22 protein-coding genes are annotated in these 17,148 nt (G+C 70.4%); 8 read left to right on the forward strand and 14 right to left on the reverse strand.

Annotated features, from left to right (window positions below; genetic code table 11):
* Positions 1-12: 12 nt before the first annotated feature.
* Together EBO15_RS45145 and EBO15_RS45150 are read right to left on the reverse strand one after the other, a co-directional pair.
* Entirely contained in the window at positions 13-693 is a 681-nt protein-coding gene (locus EBO15_RS45145; protein ID WP_199744361.1) for a response regulator, read from the reverse strand.
* Positions 690-1,781 (reverse strand): sensor histidine kinase, encoded by a 1,092-nt coding sequence (locus EBO15_RS45150; protein ID WP_199744362.1) that lies wholly within the window; start codon positions 1,779-1,781, stop codon positions 690-692. Before EBO15_RS45150 ends, EBO15_RS45145 begins: the two co-directional genes overlap by 4 nt.
* 134 nt (positions 1,782-1,915) lie before the next feature.
* Here EBO15_RS45150 and EBO15_RS06595 point away from each other — a divergent pair, with 134 nt between their 5' ends.
* The 4 genes from EBO15_RS06595 (at position 1,916) to EBO15_RS06610 (ending at position 5,756) form a co-directional block, all read left to right on the forward strand.
* Positions 1,916-2,839 carry an ABC transporter ATP-binding protein gene (locus EBO15_RS06595; RefSeq protein ID WP_122193396.1) on the forward strand — a complete coding sequence of 308 codons (924 nt, stop codon included), beginning with the start codon at positions 1,916-1,918 and terminating at the stop codon, positions 2,837-2,839.
* The gene (locus EBO15_RS06600; RefSeq protein ID WP_122193397.1) at positions 2,836-4,338 is read left to right on the forward strand and encodes a DUF1349 domain-containing protein; all 1,503 of its coding nucleotides are present in this window, start codon (positions 2,836-2,838) and stop codon (positions 4,336-4,338) included. The genes EBO15_RS06595 and EBO15_RS06600 overlap by 4 nt, the downstream gene beginning before the upstream one ends.
* A 31-nt stretch (positions 4,339-4,369) precedes the next feature.
* A complete protein-coding gene (locus tag EBO15_RS06605) occupies positions 4,370-5,122 on the forward strand; it encodes an ABC transporter permease (protein WP_122193398.1) in 753 nt (250 codons plus the stop codon).
* A gap of 73 nt (positions 5,123-5,195) precedes the next feature.
* Complete coding sequence (locus EBO15_RS06610) at positions 5,196-5,756, forward strand: hypothetical protein (protein ID WP_147481395.1); 561 nt, start codon at positions 5,196-5,198, stop codon at positions 5,754-5,756.
* A 248-nt stretch (positions 5,757-6,004) separates the two neighbouring features.
* Here the strand turns inward: EBO15_RS06610 and EBO15_RS06615 are convergent, their stop codons facing one another.
* Entirely contained in the window at positions 6,005-6,505 is a 501-nt protein-coding gene (locus tag EBO15_RS06615) for a hypothetical protein (protein ID WP_122193400.1), read from the reverse strand.
* 192 nt (positions 6,506-6,697) lie between these two features.
* On the opposite strand from EBO15_RS06615, the gene EBO15_RS06620 reads away from it, so the two are divergent.
* The gene (locus EBO15_RS06620; RefSeq protein WP_122193401.1) at positions 6,698-8,050 is read left to right on the forward strand and encodes a DUF11 domain-containing protein; all 1,353 of its coding nucleotides are present in this window, start codon (positions 6,698-6,700) and stop codon (positions 8,048-8,050) included.
* A gap of 127 nt (positions 8,051-8,177) precedes the next feature.
* Here EBO15_RS06620 and EBO15_RS06625 read toward each other — a convergent pair whose 3' ends face one another.
* Positions 8,178-9,077 (reverse strand): tetratricopeptide repeat protein, encoded by a 900-nt coding sequence (locus EBO15_RS06625; protein ID WP_122193402.1) that lies wholly within the window; start codon positions 9,075-9,077, stop codon positions 8,178-8,180.
* Between the two features lie 82 nt (positions 9,078-9,159).
* On the opposite strand from EBO15_RS06625, the gene EBO15_RS06630 reads away from it, so the two are divergent.
* Positions 9,160-9,600: a hypothetical protein gene (locus tag EBO15_RS06630; RefSeq protein ID WP_122193403.1), complete on the forward strand. Its 441-nt coding sequence runs from the start codon at positions 9,160-9,162 to the stop codon at positions 9,598-9,600.
* 48 nt (positions 9,601-9,648) lie between these two features.
* On the opposite strand, the gene EBO15_RS06635 is transcribed toward EBO15_RS06630, so the two are convergent.
* The 4 genes from EBO15_RS06635 to EBO15_RS06650 all read right to left on the reverse strand — a co-directional run bounded on the left by EBO15_RS06635 (position 9,649) and on the right by EBO15_RS06650 (position 12,047).
* Entirely contained in the window at positions 9,649-9,885 is a 237-nt protein-coding gene (locus tag EBO15_RS06635; protein WP_199744363.1) for a hypothetical protein, read from the reverse strand.
* Between the two features lie 104 nt (positions 9,886-9,989).
* Positions 9,990-10,514 carry a hypothetical protein gene (locus tag EBO15_RS06640; protein ID WP_122193404.1) on the reverse strand — a complete coding sequence of 175 codons (525 nt, stop codon included), beginning with the start codon at positions 10,512-10,514 and terminating at the stop codon, positions 9,990-9,992.
* The gene (locus tag EBO15_RS06645) at positions 10,511-10,876 is read right to left on the reverse strand and encodes a hypothetical protein (protein WP_122193405.1); all 366 of its coding nucleotides are present in this window, start codon (positions 10,874-10,876) and stop codon (positions 10,511-10,513) included. Before EBO15_RS06645 ends, EBO15_RS06640 begins: the two co-directional genes overlap by 4 nt.
* 349 nt (positions 10,877-11,225) lie before the next feature.
* Positions 11,226-12,047: an MBL fold metallo-hydrolase gene (locus tag EBO15_RS06650; protein ID WP_122193406.1), complete on the reverse strand. Its 822-nt coding sequence runs from the start codon at positions 12,045-12,047 to the stop codon at positions 11,226-11,228.
* A gap of 95 nt (positions 12,048-12,142) precedes the next feature.
* On the opposite strand from EBO15_RS06650, the gene EBO15_RS06655 reads away from it, so the two are divergent.
* A complete protein-coding gene (locus tag EBO15_RS06655; protein ID WP_122193407.1) occupies positions 12,143-12,751 on the forward strand; it encodes a helix-turn-helix domain-containing protein in 609 nt (202 codons plus the stop codon).
* A 142-nt stretch (positions 12,752-12,893) separates the two neighbouring features.
* Here EBO15_RS06655 and EBO15_RS06660 read toward each other — a convergent pair whose 3' ends face one another.
* From EBO15_RS06660 to EBO15_RS06685, 6 genes are all read right to left on the reverse strand, one after another.
* Positions 12,894-13,184, reverse strand: coding sequence for a hypothetical protein (locus EBO15_RS06660; RefSeq protein WP_122193408.1), 291 nt, complete (start codon positions 13,182-13,184; stop codon positions 12,894-12,896).
* Between the two features lie 289 nt (positions 13,185-13,473).
* Positions 13,474-13,896, reverse strand: coding sequence for a hypothetical protein (locus EBO15_RS06665; RefSeq protein ID WP_122193409.1), 423 nt, complete (start codon positions 13,894-13,896; stop codon positions 13,474-13,476).
* Positions 13,897-13,965: 69 nt separating this feature from the next.
* Positions 13,966-14,187 carry a DUF397 domain-containing protein gene (locus EBO15_RS45820; RefSeq protein ID WP_233616019.1) on the reverse strand — a complete coding sequence of 74 codons (222 nt, stop codon included), beginning with the start codon at positions 14,185-14,187 and terminating at the stop codon, positions 13,966-13,968.
* A 140-nt stretch (positions 14,188-14,327) separates the two neighbouring features.
* Complete coding sequence (locus EBO15_RS06675) at positions 14,328-15,236, reverse strand: helix-turn-helix domain-containing protein (RefSeq protein WP_122193411.1); 909 nt, start codon at positions 15,234-15,236, stop codon at positions 14,328-14,330.
* A complete protein-coding gene (locus EBO15_RS06680; protein ID WP_122193412.1) occupies positions 15,179-15,691 on the reverse strand; it encodes a DUF6879 family protein in 513 nt (170 codons plus the stop codon). Before EBO15_RS06680 ends, EBO15_RS06675 begins: the two co-directional genes overlap by 58 nt.
* Positions 15,675-15,869, reverse strand: a complete 195-nt coding sequence (locus tag EBO15_RS06685; RefSeq protein WP_122193413.1) for a hypothetical protein — start codon at positions 15,867-15,869, stop codon at positions 15,675-15,677. The genes EBO15_RS06680 and EBO15_RS06685 overlap by 17 nt, the downstream gene beginning before the upstream one ends.
* A 495-nt stretch (positions 15,870-16,364) precedes the next feature.
* Between EBO15_RS06685 and EBO15_RS43540 the strand changes: the two genes are divergently transcribed.
* Positions 16,365-17,102, forward strand: a complete 738-nt coding sequence (locus tag EBO15_RS43540; protein ID WP_147481396.1) for a hypothetical protein — start codon at positions 16,365-16,367, stop codon at positions 17,100-17,102.
* Positions 17,103-17,148: the final 46 nt, after the last annotated feature.

The following is a 17,148-nucleotide window of genomic DNA, read 5'->3' on the forward strand; positions in this document are numbered from 1 at the left end:
CCCGCTACACCGTCACGCGCCGGGGACGATCAGGCCGGACTCGTAGGCGGCGATGACGGCCTGGGTGCGGTCGCGGAGGCCGAGCTTGCCGAGGATGCGGCTGACGTGCGTCTTCACCGTCTCCTCGCTGACGACCAGGTGGACGGCGATCTCCGGGTTGGACAGGCCCTCGGCCATCGCGCGCAGCACCTCGGTCTCGCGCGGGGTGAGGGCGGCGAGCGCGGACGGCGTGGTCCTCGGGCGGCGGCGGGAGCGGGCGAACTCCTCGACGAGGCGGCGGGTGACACCGGGCGCGAGGAGGGCGTCCCCGGCGGCGACGACGCGGACGGCCTCGAAGAGGCGTTCGGCGGTGACGTCCTTGAGGAGGAAGCCGCTGGCCCCGGCGGCGAGCGCGTCGTAGACGTACTCGTCCAGCTCGAAGGTGGTGAGGATGAGGACGCGGGGCATGTGACCGGCGGCGCGGGGGGTGTGGTCGGCGGCGCGGAGGCGTTCGGTGGCCTCGATGCCGTCCATGCCGGGCATGCGGACGTCCATGAGGACGACGTCGGGGCGGAGCGTCGCGCAGAGGCGGACGGCCTCGGCGCCGTCGGCGGCGGTCCCGGCGACGGCGAAGTCCGGCTGGGTGCCGAGGAGGGCGGCGTAGCCGGAGCGGACGATCTCGTGGTCGTCGGCGACGACGATGCTGATGGTCACGCGGGCCGTCCGGGGAGGGTCGCTTCGATGAGGAAGCCGCCGCCGGGGGCGGGGCCGGTGCGGAGGTCGCCGCCGACGGTGGCGGCGCGTTCGCGCATGCCGAGCAGGCCGTGCGCGTCGGGGCGGACGTCGTCGCGGGGGCCGGGTCCGAGGTCGCGGACGCGGAGTTCGAGGGCGTCCGGGGTGTAGTGGAGTTCGATGTCGACGGCGGTTCCGGGGGCGTGGCGGCGGGCGTTGGTGAGGGCCTCCTGGACGATCCGGTAGGCGGTGAGCTCGACGCCGGGGTCCAGGGGCGCGACGGGCCCGCTGACGATGAGCCGGACGGTCGAGCCGGTCGTGGCGCGGGTCTCCTCGACGAGGCCGACGAGCTGGGCGAGGCCGGGCTGGGGCCTGCGGGCGGCCTGCTCGCCGTCGCCCGCGTCCTCGCGGAGGACGCCGAGGAGGCGGCGCATCTCGGTGAGGGCGCTGCGGGCGGTGTCGCCGATGCCGAGCAGGCGTTTCGCGCCGTCGGCGGGCATGCCGGGAGTCGCGAGCCGGGCGGTCTCGGCCTGGACGGCGATCATCGAGATGTGGTGGGCGACGACGTCGTGCAGTTCGCGGGCGATGCGGGCGCGTTCGCTCTTGGCGGTGTTCTCCAGGAGGGTCGCGCCGATGGTCTGCTCGGCGGCGGTCTGCCGTTCGGCCTGCGTGCGCGCCCACCGGACGAGCCCGGCCCCGGCGGCGACGGGCGCGAGCACGGCGGCGACGCGCGCGGTCAGGCCGGGATGCGGGAGCAGGGCGAAGACGGCGAAGGGGACGATGAGGACGGCGGCGAGCGCGTACGTCCCGTCCCGTCCGAGCAGGTGGAGGGTGATGAGGAGGGCGGCGCAGCCCGAGAAGGTGAGGCCGCCGGTCGCGGCGAGGGAGGTCAGGCACGCGCCGGACACGGCGACGGCCGCGAGCGGGACATGCGGGATGACCAACGGCAACGTGGTGAACAGGCAGAGCAGCAGCGCGTAGAGCAGCGTGCCGGTGCCGTGACCGTGGCCGGTCAGCTCGCCGACGGCGGTCACCGCCAGCAGTCCCCCGATTCCGACACGTCCCCGCACGCAGGCCATCTTCCCGATGTTCCGGACATCCCGCCATCGCTCGTGTGGGGGACCCGCCCCTCGAACCGGGGACGGCGAAGACCGCTCACGTGGGGGACGCGCCGCGCCCGCCGCCCCGCCTAGCGTCGTCAGGCATGGAGATAGAAGTCGACGGCCTGCGCAAACGGTACGGGCAGGTCAGTGCGCTGGACGGAGTGTCGTTCACCGTGCGGCCCGGCCTGGTGACGGGGTTCGTCGGGCCGAACGGCTCGGGGAAGTCCACGACGATGCGGATCATCCTCGGCCTGGACGCCGCGGACGGCGGGCGGGCGCTCGTGGGAGGCCGTCCGTACCGGTCGCTGCGGGATCCGCTGCGCGCGGTCGGGTCGATGCTGGACGCGTCGGCCTTGCACCCCGGGCGGCGCGGACGCGACCACCTGCGCTGGATCGCGAACGCCGCCGGGCTCCCGTCGCGCCGCGTGGACGAGGTGCTGGAGCGGGTGGGGCTCGCGGGCGGCGCGGCGAAGCGCCGGGCCGGCGGGTACTCGCTCGGGATGCGGCAGCGGCTCGGGATCGCGGCGGCGCTGCTCGGTGATCCGCGGGCGCTGATGCTGGACGAGCCGGTCAACGGCCTCGACCCGGAGGGCATCGTGTGGATCCGCGGGCTGCTGCGGTCGCTGGCCGCCGAGGGCCGCGCGGTGCTCGTGTCCAGTCACCTGATGGGCGAGCTGGAGGACACGGCGGACCGCCTGGTGGTGATCGGGCGGGGCCGGGTCATCGCGGACACGAGCGTCCCGGAGCTGCTGTCGGCGGCGTCCGGCGGGCGGGTCGCGCTGCGGACGAGCGCGCCCGCCGAGGCGATGGCGGTGCTCAGCCACGCGGGCGGGACGGTCGCGTCGGTCGGCGCGGACGCGCTCACGGTGACCGGGCTCGACGCGGAGGCCACGGTGGCGGCGCTCGGGGCGTCCCAGGTGCCGTTCGCCGAGGTCAGCGCGCATCGGGCGACGCTGGAGGAGGCGTACATGGAGTTGACACGCGACGCCGCCGAGTTCCAGGGCGTTCCGGGCGGTGCGGCATGAGCGCCGTGCTGTTCCGGCAGGTCCGGGCCGAGTGGACGAAGCTGCGGACGGTCCGCCGGTGGACGCTGACGCTGCTCGCGGCGGCGGCCGCGATGGTGGTGGTGTCGCTGCTGGGGGCGTCCGGCGGGAGTGTGCAGCACGCGGGCGGCCGGGAGGACGGGCCGCCGACCGGGCCCGAGGGGAAGAAGGTGCGGGACGGGCTCCAGTTCGTCCGCCAGGAGTTGCGCGGGGACGGAACGATCACGGCGCGCGTGACGTCGCTGACGAGCCGCGTGGAGGGCGGGGCGCCCGGGTCGAAGACGGTGCCGTGGGCGAAGGCCGGGATCATGGTGAGGGCGGGCACGGCGCCCGGCGCGTCCTTCGTGGCGCTGATGGTGACGCCCGGCCACGGAGTGCGGTTGCAGCACGACTTCCTGCATGACGAGCAGGTGGCGTCGTCCGCGAAGTGGCTGCGGCTGACGCGGGCGGGCTCGCGGTTCACGGCCTCCGTCTCGGACGACGGGACGACGTGGAAGAAGGCGGGCACGGTGACGCCGCGAAGCGTCCCGGCGACCGCGCAGGCCGGGATCTTCACCGGGTCACCGGCGTACACCGAGATGAAGCGGAACTTCGGGGCGCTGAGCATCAACGACCTGCCCGCGCACGCGGTCGGCGTCTTCGACCACCTGAACGTCACGGGCGCGCATCCCGGCACGTGGACGGACACGAAGATCGGCGGCCCGTTCATGGGCGGGCCGCCCGGCGACGATCCCGCGCCGGAGGTGAAGGACGGGTCGTCCTTCTCGGGCGGCACGGTCACCGTGACCGGATCGGGTGAGTTCGGACCGCTGCCGCGCGGCTCCGACCTGGTGCAACGCGGACTTCAGGGGGCGCTCGTCGGGCTACTCGTGGTGGTGGCCGTGGGCGCGCTGTCGATGACGTCGGAGTTCCGGCACGGGCTCGTCCGGACGACGTTCACGGCGCATCCGCGGCGCGGCGGGATGCTGGTGGCGAAGGCGCTGGTGCTGGGTGTGACGGTGTTCGCCGTGTCGGCGGCCGCGCTGGCGGTGGCGTTCCCGATGGCGCAGTCGCGGCTGCGGTCGTCCGGATTCAAACCGCCGGGGTTCCCGCGGTGGAGTCTGTCCGATCCGGCGGCGCTGCGGGCGGTCCTCGGGTCGGCGCTGCTGGTCGCGCTGGTGGCCGTCCTCGCGATGGCGTTCGGGGCGGTGTTCCGGCACAGCGCGGCGGCGATCGCGGTGGTGCTGGTCGTGGTGCTGATCCCGCAGATCCTCGCGCCCGCGCTGCCGCTCGGGGTGGCGCGGTTCCTGTTGAGCGCGACGCCCGCAGCCGGGTTCGCCATCCAGCAGAGCGCGCCGCACTACTCGTTCACCTCGGAGGCGTGTCTTCCGGAGGACGGCTGCTACCCGCTGTCGCCGTGGGCCGGCCTGGCCGTCCCCGTCCTGTACGTGGTGGCCGCGATGCTGCTCGCGTGGTGGCAGCTGCGCCGGAGGGACGCGTGACGCGCGGCGGCGAGTGGCGCGGGAGGGACGCGTGACCCGGGAACTGCACGCGGAGTGGACGAAGCTGCGGACGCTGTCCAGCACGGCGTGGCTGCTGCTCGCGACATGCGCGCTGACCGTGCTGGTAGGCACGCTCGTCTCGACGGCCGTCAGCGCGTCGGACGGCCCGCAGGACCTGCCGAAGCTGGTGCTCGGCGGGATCCAGTACGGGCAGGCGACGATGGTCGTCCTGGCCTGCCTCACGGTCTGCGCCGAGTACGGGACGGGCACGATCGGCCCGACGCTGGTCGCGATGCCCCGGCGGCTGCGCGTGTTCGCGGCCAAGGCCGTGGTCGTCTCCGTCCTCGCGGCCGTCTGCGGGGTGCTGGGCGTCGCGGGTTCGCTGGTGGCCGGACGGTTCGTCGTGGCCTCGGACGGGTTCGCCGCACTCCCCCTGACGGACGGCGCGACCCTGCGCGCCGCCGCCGGGACCGTCCTCTACCTGGGGCTCGTCGCCCTGCTCAGCCTCGGGCTGGCGACGGCGCTGCGCGACTCCGGGGTCGCGATCATGACGGTGCTGAGCGTCCTGTACGCGGTGCCGATCCTGACGCGGCTGGTGGCGTCCGAGCACTGGAAGCTAAGGCTGGAGAAGTACGCGCCGATGAAGGCCGGGCTGTCGGTGCAGGCGACGAAGAACCTCGCGGCGCTGCCGCTCTCCCCCTGGCACGGGCTGGGCGTCCTGGCCCTGTACACCGCGGGGTGCCTGGCGCTGGGCGCGCTGCTCTTCCGCCTCCGCGACGCGTGAGCGGAAAGGTTCTGGATCTCCCTTCGCCGGGAGCCGGGCGTCACTACGCTGGCGGGTTTTCAGGCTCCCGAAGGTGGACGAATCGATGTTCCAGATCGTGGAGGGCGGCCGCTACTGGTGCGCCCTGGTCATCCGGCTCGAGGACGGTGTGGACGACGCGCTCCTCGCCGCCGTCACCGCAGCCACGGACCTGTCGTTCGAGGAGTACGGGTCGGGCGGGTTCGGCGGCGAGACGCTCGCGGACGTGTGGAAGGCGGGCGACAACCTCCTGATGGAGGTGGAGTGCGATGAGGTGGGGGTGAAGGCGCTGTTCGTCCGCGCGGACACGCAGGAGCGCGCGATCGCGATCCGGTCCACCGTGGGCGAGCACATGTCGGCGTGGAGCGAGCAGATGCTCCGCACGCAGCTCGCCGACTCCTACGCCGACGCGCCGAAGTCCCTGGTCGCGCTGCTGATGGCGACGGGCGGCGCGCGGGCGGACGACGAGACTCTCGACCTGCTGCAACGCGCCCTGGACCACGAGGACGAGGAGGTCCGCGAGTACGCCGAGTACGCGGCGCAGGTCGCGGCCGAGCTGGGTCACCCGCCGGTCGTGATGCGCGAAGCGGAGTCGGGAGAGGCGCGGGCGGAGTAGCCGGGCGACGTCGTGGGCGCGGCTGAGCGGGGACCGGGTGTCGCCGGGGTTCCAGTCCTCGGCCGTCCAGACGTCCGACAGGACGGCCTTGACGAAGCCCCAGGCGATCACGCGGTCGAGGGGCAGGGCCGGCTCGGCGGCGAGTTGCTCGACGCGGGCCGGGACGAGGGCGGTGAGCGCCTCGTCCCGGTCGTCCGGGTCCGGGTTGGAGAGCAGCGCGCTGGTGATCAAACGCCGGACGCTACCGCTCAGGCTCCGTCGCCGAGTTTCCTGATCGCGTAGGCGTGGGCGTCGAACTCGGCCAGCGCTTGCGCCGGGTCCTCGAACGCCTTCCACACCCGGTCGGCACGGACCTTCCCCTGCGCCTGCTGCGCCAGCTCGAAGAGCCGGTAGTTGTCGATCTGCTCGTCGAAGTCGCTGAGCGCCCGCTGCGCCGCCTTCTCCGCGCGCCGCCACTTCCCCCGGGCGAGCCACGTGACGGCCTCGACCTCGCACGCCTCCCACGAGACGGCCCCGCCGTACCCCGGCCCCGAGGACGCCGCCATCGCCGCACTCCGCGCCCGGTTCGCCCCCTCGGCCGCCTTGACGGCGTCGTCGTACCGTCCGTCCGCGACGAGCAGCCACGCGGCCCGGATCCGCAGACCCATCAGCCGCAGATTCGCCTGAAGATCGAGCTCCGGAACGCTCTCCTCCTCGGAGATCCGCCCCCGCACCCGCTCCAGCTGGGCCCGCACTTCAGCGTCGTCCACCCGTCCTCCTCCTGACACCGCCTCGTGCGCATCCTCCGCCATCTCGCCCGGGGCGATCAACACCCTTCGGGCGATGACGGGCATGGGGAGATCATTGCCGCAGACGTGCCGGGACGTGACTTGATCAAACATATGTTGCTGTATGTGATCATTCTTAACTCTCGGTGGTTGTCCCTGACCGTGGGAGCCACGATGACCGCGTCGCTGGCGCTCGTGCCGGCCGACGCCCACGCGCAGGAGACCATCCGGACGTTCGCCTACACCGGGTCCCCGCAGGAGTTCACGGTCCCCGAAGGAGTGTGCGAACTGAAGGTGGACGCCTTCGGAGCCGCGGGCGGCGACGCCTTCTACGGTTCCCCTGGCGGCCGGGGCGGCGGCGTCCACGCGACCGTCCCGGTCACTCCCGGGGACGTGCTGACGATCGACGTCGGCGGCGCGGGCACGGGCGGATCCGCCATTACGTCCACACCCGCGGCGGGCGGCTACGGCGGCGGCGGTCAACCCGGCGCCTTCCGGAGCGACCGAAGTCCCGGCAACGGCGGCGTCGCCGCCGGTGGAGGCGGCGCGACGACCGTCGCTCTCGCCCTGGAGCCGCTCGTCATCGCCGGAGGCGGAGGCGGCGGCGCGGGCCATCTGTCCGGCGAACCGCTGGGCCCGGGCGGCGACGGCGGTCAGGCCGGCACCAACGGCGGCAGCCCGGCCCAACCCGGCGCGGGAGGCGGCGGCGCGTCCGGGGGCAACGGCGGAACGGGCGGCGCGGGCGGGCAGCCCATCTCGGAGTTCGACCAGCCCGGCGTCCCCGGCGGCGACGCGATCGGACGCGTCGGCGGAGACGGCGCGGTCGACCTCGCGGACCCGCACATGGGAGCGGGTGGCGGAGGCGGCGGGGGCGCGCACGGCGGAGGCGCCGGTGGCTCCTCCACGTCCAACACCGTGTACGCGGGAGGTGGAGGAGGCGGATCCAGCCTCGGCCCCACCGGAGCCACGTACGAGACCGGCGTCCGCCAGGGCGACGGGGAGGCGACGCTCACCTATGAGGCCGGCTCGTGCCCCGTCCCTCCTCCGGAGGAGTGCTCCAACGACGACATCCACGTGGACAAGACCGCTGACCGGACCAAGGTCCTCGTCGGCGGCGTGGTGCGCTACCGCATCCGCGTCACCAACACCTGCGCCCACACCTTCCACGGCGCCACCGTCACCGACGACCTGGCCGACGTGCTCGACAACGGCTTCATCGTGGGGCCCGTCCGCGCGACCACCGGCACCGTCGACCGCACCGGCCGCTCTCTGACCTGGACCGGAGACCTGCTCCCAGGCCAGACCGCCGAGATCACCTACACCGTCCGCGCCTTCAGGCCCGGCCTGTTGCACAACACCGTCAGCTGGCAGTGCACGGCGTCCCCGGAGCGGAAGGCCCGCAGGGACTGCACGGACGAGACCACGGTCGTGGTGCGCCCGCACCATCACCACCACCGTCCGAATCCGTGCAAGTGGCCGCCGTGGGCCCACGAGAGGTCGGCAACGGGTCTCGAACGACGCTGCTGACGTTCGATAGCGCCTTCCGGGGCTGGAGCCACCGAAACGCGACCCCCGCGTCCGGCAGCTCCAGCCCCCTGGAAGCCGTCCCACCACCAGCCCGTCCCGCATCCTCCGCCACCTGGGCCCCCTCCCGCTAGGGGATTCGGGCGGCCTCGCCTCCGGCCTGCCGCCGAAGCCAGTCCCGGTAACCGGGCTCAAGCTGCGCCGCCTCACGCTCGAACTCGGCGAACGCCTCGGGCGTCCCGGTGACCCGGGCCTGGTGGGCGGCGCGGGCGGCCCGCAGCTTCGGCTCGTCCGGCGCGTGACGAAGCCCCTGCTCAGCGGCCGCGAGCGCGGCGGCATGGTCGCCCCGGGTGGCGTGTAGGTCGGACAGGTCGAGATGAAGCGACCAGTTGTCCGGTTCGAGGTCGACCGCCCGGGTGAACGCGGCCGCCGCCTCGTCCAGCTTCCCGAGGACGCGCCAGGTCCCCGCGCGGACGACCTCGGTGAACACGCTCGACCCGGCCGCGTCGGCACGGTCGCAGAGCGCCAGCGACTCGTCCGGACGGCCGAAGGTGCGGAGAAGGATCGCCATCCTGGCCAGGTCTTCGGCGTCGTCCACCCGATCCGCGACCGCCTCGGCGGCCCGAAGCCACGGCCCCGCCCCTACCTGCTCCGGCTCAGCGCCGTGATCGAAGAGCCGAAGGCCCCCTTCACAGAGCGCCTCGGCGCCGACCTGGGCGAGGAAGCGCTCATCGGCGAACCACGGGGCGTCCGCCCACGCGATCCTGGGGCTGACGCCGCCGAGCGCCCCGAGGACGAGAACGGCGTCGTCCATGCGTCCGTCCAGGAAGTACCGAAAGGCCACCACCGGCGCGACCCGGGCGTCATCGTCCGGAAGCCCTCCGAACCCGCCCATCAACTCGACGGCGGCCGCATACGGCGCGGGGTCCTGCGGCTCACCGGCGATCGCCTGCGACAGATACTGGGCGGCCTGCTCCGGGTCACCACCGCAGTGAGCGAGAACGTTCGCGAGCGCGACATTGTGCGACATCCGCCGAGGCTACCCACCGAACCAGGATCAACCGGCCCAAAACCCAATACCCAGGGAGGGGACGTCCTGCCACAATCCCGCCATGCCGCTCGCCACGATCACCCTCACCTCCGGCCGCCAGGTCGCGCTGAACAACCTGGAGATCTCCTCGACCAACGACGGGCTGTTGGAGGGCTATCCGTGCGCGCTGCTCAACGATCGCCTCCTGGCGAGCCTGGCCAGGGGCCCCGAGACGCCGTACCGGACGTCCCCGCGCCACGTGATCACCCCGGAACGCCACTACCCGGATCGCGGCACGGGCTCGAGTCTCCCGTTCGGCCCGGTCGAGGAGCTCCCCGCCTTCCACTGCCGCGGCTCGTTCACCTCGACCTGCGTCGACCCGAACCTTGACGAGGTCCTCCACCGCTCACGGCTGACGGTCATCTGGTTCCAGCACGACCTGGCGACCCCCGTCCCCGACTTCGCCGCCACGGCGATAGCCGACCTCCCCTGGAACGACCTGGCCGAGGACTACGAACTCTGAACACACCAACGGCGGACGGCACACACACCCGTCCGCCGTCAGATCACGTCAGTCCAGCAGATCTTCAGCCCGCTCGACGTCGAACGACCGCTTGAACCACCGCTCCGCCTGCTCCAGATCCGTGCACGCGTCCGCGCGAGTCCACATGTCCGCCGAGACCTTCACCCCGCGATGTTCCAGGACCTCCAGGGCGCCCTGAGCCTTGGTCCGTGCCTTGCCGCGGGCTTCGCCGATGGCCTGCTGGGCGCGCTTGAAGTCGCTGACGACCTCGTGGTCAGTGCTCATGCGTGGAGAACCTCCAGATCGGCCACTCAGACGTGTCCAGCGATGGGGAGCTTCACAAATCGTGATGGCGGACGGCACATGCTCCCGTCCGCCATCAGATTGAGTCAGTCCAGCAGGTCTTCGGCACGCTCCACGTCGAGGGAGCGCTTGAACCACCGCTCCGCCTGCTCCAGGTCGGTGCACGCGTCCGCGCGAGCCCACATGTCCGCAGGAACCTTCATCCCGCGATGCTCCAGGAGCTGAACCGCGGCCAGAGCCTTACCCCTGGCTTCCCCCTCGGCCTTGCCCTGCACTTTGCCGATGGCCTGCTGGGTGCGCTTGAACTCGCTGACGACCTCATTCTCGGTGCTCATGGTCAAGAGAACCTCCAGGTTGCTCTTCGCCGCGCCTTCCACCATCTCCAGCGCGTAGTCAATGTATCGCATTGCGTGTTCGACACTTCCGGCGTCCTTGAGCCCTCCGAGGAAGCGCTCGCAGGTGCCGTCCAGGTGGCCGTGGGCCATGACGGACAGCGCCGCAACGCTGGGGTTGTCGGCGACCTGCCGGGTGGTCTCGATCTTCGGGATCTGGTTGGGGCCGACGATGCAGATGTCGAGGGTGAGCGCGAGGGCTCCGCACTTGACGGTCACCGTGCGCCGGTACTCGTCCGCCCTGGGGTCGGGGGTGAAGACCAGACGTGGACGCCGGCGGTCGGCTTGGAGTGGTACAGCCACCAGGCGACCGCGTACTCGACGCAGCGTTCGAGCTTCTTCTCACTGAGGACGGTCTCGAACTCGTTGATGACGAGGCAGGCCGGTGCCTGGGCCTGACCTCCGATGGTGAGGACGTCGCTGTGGAGGTCGCGGGACGGGCGAGTGTTGGCCTCGTTGTCGCCGATCGTCCAGGGCATGTCGGGGAGTTCGGTGCCCGCGAACGTGGCCAGTGCCCAGCTGGACAGTTCGGGGTGGGCGTGAAGGACGGCTCTGACGCCATCGTGTCGTCGTCCTGGCATGTCACGAGAAGCTACCGATCGTCACCGACAGTGGCGAACGGGAGGCCAAGGCGACTTGCGGGGCATCGCCGGAGAAGGCGGGATTTGGCAAGCAGGCCGTGGCCACATCCGGCCACTTTCCCGCCTCCGCCGGAGGCTTATCACTGCCTGCGGGTGGCCGTAGCGCTGGGCGGACGCTCGCGCGGGGGCGGGTTCGGGTGTGTGCGCTGGGGCGTGGCGTTGTGGTGGCGGCCGGGGGCCGGGGTGTGGGAGGGGTGGCGGGGTGTTAAGGGCGGGTCGTCTCGGAGGGGTGGGGGTGGTGTGGGCCCGCTCCTCTGGTCGGGGAGCGGGCGGGCGGTGGTGGGGTGGGTTAGGTGGTTGAGGGGGCCAGGTAGGTGAGGGTGTAGCTGGTGGGGGTGGTGGGGGTTATGCGGGCGATGCCTGGGGAGTCGAGGTGGGCGCCGGCCACGTAGTGGTGGGGCTGGGTCAGGCGGTCGAGGAGGGCTGCTCTTGCGGCTCGGGCTTGGGGTTGGTCGTTGTCGAGTTCCCAGGTGACTTCTGGGTGGGTGAACTGGAGGGTGGGGACGTGGACGGTGTCGCCCCAGGCGAGGAGGTGGCTGGGGCCGCTGGCGATGTCGTAGACGGTGTGGCCGGGGGTGTGGCCCGGGCTGGGGATGGCGGTGGCCCAGTCGTTGATGGCGACCTCTTCGGAGACGGGGACGACGCGGTCGCGGAGGGGGGCGAGGCGTCCGGTGAAGACCGAGGTGTCGCCTGCGCCGATCCAGACGCGTTCGAGGTTGGGGAAGGCTTCTGAGCCGTCCGGGGTGATGAGGCCGCTCACGTGGTCTTCGTGTTTGTGGGTGATGGCCACGTCGGTGATCTGGGCGCGGTCGACGTCCGCTTCGTCGAGGGCTTCGTAGATCAGGCCCATGGTGGGGTCGTGCCAGGCGTTGGACGCGCCGGTGTCGATGAGGAGCGAGCGGGTGCCGTCGGTGACGTAGAAGGCGTTGACCGACAGGCGCAGGTTGTCGCCGGCGAGGGGGACGGCGGCGGGGAGTTCGGCGAGGGCGCAGCCGTCCTCGTCGCGGAGGCGGGTGGGCGGCATGTCGATGTAGCCGTCCCGCAGCGAGACCACTCGCAGGTCGCCGAGTTCGAACGTGGCGTGGAGCCGGCCGGTCGAGAGCAGGCGCATGGAATCCTCCGTCACATCTTCTATAGGAGACTGTATCTTCTTTAGGAGAATACATACACTGTGGACGGCGAGGAACCCAGCGATCGAGGAGCACGGTGATCGGGCAAGGCGGAGGCGCGGACGGGACGCGGGACGGGGACGACCTGGCCGGGGCGTTCGGCGGGAACGTGCGGCGGCGGCGTGAGGAGGCGGACCTGACGCTGGAACAGTTGTCCGAGCGGTCGTCGGTCAGCCGGGCGATGCTGTCCAAGGTCGAGCGTGGTGAGAAGAGCCCGACGATCGGCGTCGCGTCCAGGATCGCGCATGCGCTCGAGGTGTCGCTGTCGGATCTGATCGGTGCGCCGGGCGCTGCGGCGTCCGGGGTGGCCGTGGTCATGCGCAAGAACGACCGGGCCGTGTTCCGTGACCCGGAGACCGGTTTCGAGCGGCACATCGTGTCGGCGGCGCCGGGGGCGGGACGGGCCGAGATGGTCGTCCACTATCTTCCGGCGCAGGTGTCGACCGGGTTGCTGCCCGCGTATCCGCCGGGGACGGAGAAGCAGCTCATGGTGATCGAGGGGTCCCTGACGGTCGCGGTCGGCGGGATCAGCGAGACCCTGGACGCGGGCGACTCCCTGTTCCTCCAGGCCGACGCGGACCACGGCTTCGCCAACCGGACGGACGCCCCCTGCGAATACATCATGGTCATCTCGCGCAGGAGCTGACCGGCCGCAGCGGCCGGGCGGCCGGTTCGCCTGGGTGAGAGCTTCCGGGCGGGGGCGTCGGGCGCCCGGCTGAACCGCGGCTGGGCGGAGGGCGGTTGGAGGGTGTCCCCGCCCCGCCGAGGGTGGCGGTGCGGCGGAGGCGTCAGGGGGTGACGTTGCGGCAGGTGGGGTCCTGTGGGACGACGGCGATCGAGCCGTACGGCTGGTCACCGTGGTACGCGGTGTAGATGCGGTTGCCGTGGTCGCACTTGGTGGCGGCGTTGCTGAAGCCGTCCGGCATGCGGATGAGGTCGGCGGGGACGCCGTTGTCGTGTCCGGAGCGCGGGGCGTCCTTGAACGGCTCGGCGTACTTGGCGCCGCATCCGGTCAGGCCGCCGAGGGCGAGGGCGAACGTGGCGACGGCGGCGGCGAGGGCGGCCTTGGGGTGCTTCATGTCGGGGCGTCCTTTCGGGGGGCGGGTTCCGGCGGCGGCCGGAACCCGGGGGTGTGAGACCCGTCCCGATCATGGTGATCGACGCGCCGCGCGTGCGCGTCACAGGACTCAACCGGCGGCTTCCTCGCTTGAGTCGGTAGGCGAATCGTGGACGGCCTGGACGGTGGCCGTCCACGAGCGGGCGCGGCAGGGAGGAGCGGTGCCTCGCCGGATTCGAGGGCGCTCCGGGTGAGCCGCCGTTTGAGGAGGAGGTCCGGGTGTCCGGCCGCCGCGTTTTGGTCGTGGGGTGTCAGTGGCAGGTCTCGGGCGTGCCGATCAGCGCCAGGTGGAGGTGGGTGGTGCCGCCGAGCCAGTGTCCCCAGCACACGTCGTTCCCGGATCGGAGGTCGTGCAGGGCTCGTCCGAATCTGACCTGGTCAGGGATGGCGTCCGCTTCCTGGCCGATGTGGTCTCTGATCGGGGTCCACTGGGCGCGGAGCCAGGCGATGCCGTCCTCCGGGGTCGTGGCCACGCACCGGATCGTGCGGGTGGGCTTTCGCAGCCAGTCCCTGATCACCTTCGGGGCGTGGTCCATCGCCGGGTCACGTCGTGCCGCTTCGTTGCCGTAGGTCTCGCCGTCCATGCGGGACGAGTGGCAGTGCCAGTGCAGCCCTCGCCGTTCCCATATGGCCGGGGACGCGTCCCGCCAGTAGTCGTGATCGAACGTCGCCACTGTCTCCCCTGGGTATAAGGAGTGGCCTGGCCCTCCCGACCAGGGACGAGGGCCAGGCCCGCCGGTCGGTCAGATGTCGAACTCTCCGGCCTTCACGCCCTGGATGAAGCCCTCCCACTCGTGGCGGGTGAACACCGAGGTGACGCCGGTCTTGGAGTCGCGGAGCCCGATCGTCCCGCCGGTCTCCGCGTCCGCGAGGTTGGTGGCGACCTCCACACACCCGCACCCGGCGTCCTCACCGTTGCACAACGTACTGACCTTGAACAGGTACCGGTTCGTCCCAGCAGCCACGAACGTTCTCCCTTCATCGGAACCGAGTCGGATCCCGCCGAGCTCCACAATCCGCAGGCCGAATGGCACTCGACCCCGTTGAAGCTTCGGCAAGATCCCGTCACGGGAAAGGTATTCCCTTTCCCGTGACGCGATGCGGTTCATTCACGTGGCCGCATGAATTCACGGGACGCCGCCAGCAAGAATGATCTGGACTCGTTTCCCCACAGGGATCGATCTGAGAAGTATGCGAACAGGCTCACATGGTGGGCGATGTCCTTCGGATCGCGAAGCACGATTTGGCCGGTGAACGTCTCGACCGTCACCAGATGCCGATCGTACAGGGTGAAGGTGTTCATCGGCCCGACGCCAAGGTCGCGGGTCGTCGGCACCACGCCGATGCGAACGTTAGGGAGACGTGACAGGGAAACAAGGCGGTCCAGCTGGAGGGCCATGACCGGAGGTGCACAAAGGCGCCATGTCACGGCCTGCTCAGTGAGAAGGAACTCGAACCGTTTAGAAGGGTCGTGAAGAACCCGCTGGCGTTCCAGCTTCAGGGCAACAGCCCGCGTCGTGTCCCCCTTTGCCGGCTCGATGGGCATGTCCATGGCAGCCCGCATGTACTCGGGTGTTTGCAGGAGCCCCGTGACCAGGGACGGCAGGAAGTAGCGCATGTGGGTGGCCGTGCCTTCGAGGGCCGCGAGTTCACGCTGCCGGTGATGCAGCCCTCGGCGCACCGACGCGCGAATGTCCCGGAACTCGGTGTTCGCGACCCGCGCCAGGTTCAGCAGTTCGTCACGGGTCGCCGCGTCCACGCTCAGCGCCAGCAGGACGCGCTCGACGTCCACAACCGACGGCAGCGCCCGGCCGTTCTCGATACGGGAGATCTTGGACTGGGACATGTTGCAGCGCCGGGCCAGTCTCTCTCCGGACAGGCCCGACGCTTTCCGCAGGTCTCGCAGGGCACGGGCCAGCCTTTGGCGATCGTCGCCGGCTCGTTGGGGGTCAAGGGTCACCCGGCGGCGTACTCCGGGAAGGGGACGGAGTGCGCGAGGGCCAGGCACTTCCATTCGATGTACGGGGACGGGTCGGCGTCGCCCAGGAGTTCGCGGCCGATCTGCGTCCCGTCGTTCGCGTAGTGCATGAGGACGATGTGGGTGTCATCGAAGAGCCAGAAGTCCTGGGCTCTCGCGAGTGGGTTCGGACGGTCGGTGACGTCCAGGATCCGGATCTCCTCCCCCGCCTCCGAACTGTGCGGGTAGAAGGCGAACTCGAACCGCAGGTACTCCGTCAGGGGGCGGGTGAGCACGTGGACGCGTCCGATGTCACGTCCGGTCTCCCGGTAGTGGCGGACGCGGACGAGCCACGGGTCGTCCGCGGGGATGTCCAGACGTCCCGTCTCCCGCCAGACCCGGAACTCTTCGTCTTCTTCGGGAACCCCGTAGGCGGGGAGCGTCTCCAGCCGGAAGGCGTCGTGCCGGTAGGAGTTGAAGAAGTTGCGCCAGTCGTCACCAGCCAAGAGCACGGACGGCCTCCCGCAGCAGTTCCTCGGGAATCTCCACGACCGCCTCGCCCTCCGGCGTCCGATGCCCCTTGAGGTGGTCACCCTGCACCGCCAGCGTCCCCCTATCGGTGCGATACACCGTCGGACAGTCGTCCCGAGTACACGTCCCGGCGATCCGGGTCAGTTCGACTTCGTCCATCGCGCCCTCCCAGCTATGCGTGGTCGTGACTGGGACGCTAGGAGGACCGACTGCGCTGGTCAACGACTATGCACGTCACTGCATGATGTCGCCGAACACAGACGCCCGTAGGGCGAAGTGCAGACCGCACCACAGGCGGCGGCAAGAATCCGAGGGCGCACTTCCATCTCCACACAAGCCGGATTAGTCGGGTCAGGGCAGTAGCGGTTGCCCGCGCCGTCGACAGGCACACACGGTGCAGCCTCAGGGGGCCACAGTCGGTCGCGCGAGAGACACCCTTGGCAACTTCTTCGAGGTCATCGACTATTGACACCAATCAAGACTCAGGCTAAGCGCTAACGAACACACCCTCACTTGCGTTTTGTCACTTCGGGGGAATTTTCGATTCACCATTGCTTGACCACTGAGTCAAGGTTAGTCTGCGGGCGTTCACTGTCCTCCAGGCCGAACACCGGAACGATGAGAACCGCCGCGTTCGCGAGATCCGGATCAGCGGTGGAAACCTGCAAGCCTGCACATCACCCCGCACGCTATCCGAACCTTCCACCGGAGAGTCCTGTGAAAAAATCCGTTATCACACTCGCCGTGATAGGCGCCACCACGGCACTCGGCCTCTCTCTCGTCGAATCCACCCCCAAGTCCAACAGAGCGAATGCTGCACCCGAAACCCCCTCTGCCATCAGGGCGGCAGCGACCGCCCCCAAGACCTTCACGATGACCAACAGCGGGAACATCACCGGGAAGGACGAGACAACCGGCGCTGCAATCAGCTGCACCAAGGGGACGGCTTCCGGGCAGGTCGCCACAGTTCCCGTTGGCAGCACCCTCACGGGATTTGCGAACGCCACCGCCGTTTCCCTCACTTCTCCGGCCAACCCGAACGGCGCATGCAATGGCCCCTCGGGACTCACCTACACAATGACCATCACCTCATACCCTCTCCAGATCAGCCTTACATCGATGGACGTTAATACGGCAATATCAAATGGAACGATCATATCCCCGAAGGCTGGCGGACTTACGGTACAAGTCGTGGGCTCAGATGCTTGTCACGCGACCATCGCGGGACCCTCCGGGGGCGGAATGATCAACTTCACCTTCAATCACCGGACCCATACAGTGACCCTCAAGGGCGGAAACCTGCAGGTGACCAGCGTCGATATCAACTGCGATCCTACGCTGATCAATCCTGGCGACAATGCCTCTGTGTACGGATCTTTCCGCCTCAACTAACAACTCCTCATCTCATACTCGAGCACGATTCAGACAAAGGAGCGGT

This window comes from Actinomadura harenae (assembly GCF_003696215.1).
GTDB lineage: Bacteria > Actinomycetota > Actinomycetes > Streptosporangiales > Streptosporangiaceae > Spirillospora > Spirillospora harenae.

Excerpts from the sequence above, each read along its gene's own strand:
- EBO15_RS06595 (WP_122193396.1), top strand. The coding sequence starts at position 1,916 with ATGGAGATAGAAGTCGACGGCCTGCGCAAACGGTACGGGCAGGTCAGT.
- EBO15_RS06600 (WP_122193397.1), top strand. The coding sequence starts at position 2,836 with ATGAGCGCCGTGCTGTTCCGGCAGGTCCGGGCCGAGTGGACGAAGCTG.
- EBO15_RS06620 (WP_122193401.1), top strand. The coding sequence starts at position 6,698 with ATGACCGCGTCGCTGGCGCTCGTGCCGGCCGACGCCCACGCGCAGGAG.
- EBO15_RS06625 (WP_122193402.1), bottom strand. The coding sequence starts at position 9,077 with ATGTCGCACAATGTCGCGCTCGCGAACGTTCTCGCTCACTGCGGTGGT.
- EBO15_RS06630 (WP_122193403.1), top strand. The coding sequence starts at position 9,160 with ATGCCGCTCGCCACGATCACCCTCACCTCCGGCCGCCAGGTCGCGCTG.
- EBO15_RS06635 (WP_199744363.1), bottom strand. The coding sequence starts at position 9,885 with ATGAGCACTGACCACGAGGTCGTCAGCGACTTCAAGCGCGCCCAGCAG.
- EBO15_RS06645 (WP_122193405.1), bottom strand. The coding sequence starts at position 10,876 with ATGCCAGGACGACGACACGATGGCGTCAGAGCCGTCCTTCACGCCCAC.
- EBO15_RS06650 (WP_122193406.1), bottom strand. The coding sequence starts at position 12,047 with ATGCGCCTGCTCTCGACCGGCCGGCTCCACGCCACGTTCGAACTCGGC.
- EBO15_RS06660 (WP_122193408.1), bottom strand. The coding sequence starts at position 13,184 with ATGAAGCACCCCAAGGCCGCCCTCGCCGCCGCCGTCGCCACGTTCGCC.
- EBO15_RS06675 (WP_122193411.1), bottom strand. The coding sequence starts at position 15,236 with ATGGAAGTGCCTGGCCCTCGCGCACTCCGTCCCCTTCCCGGAGTACGC.
- EBO15_RS06685 (WP_122193413.1), bottom strand. The coding sequence starts at position 15,869 with ATGGACGAAGTCGAACTGACCCGGATCGCCGGGACGTGTACTCGGGAC.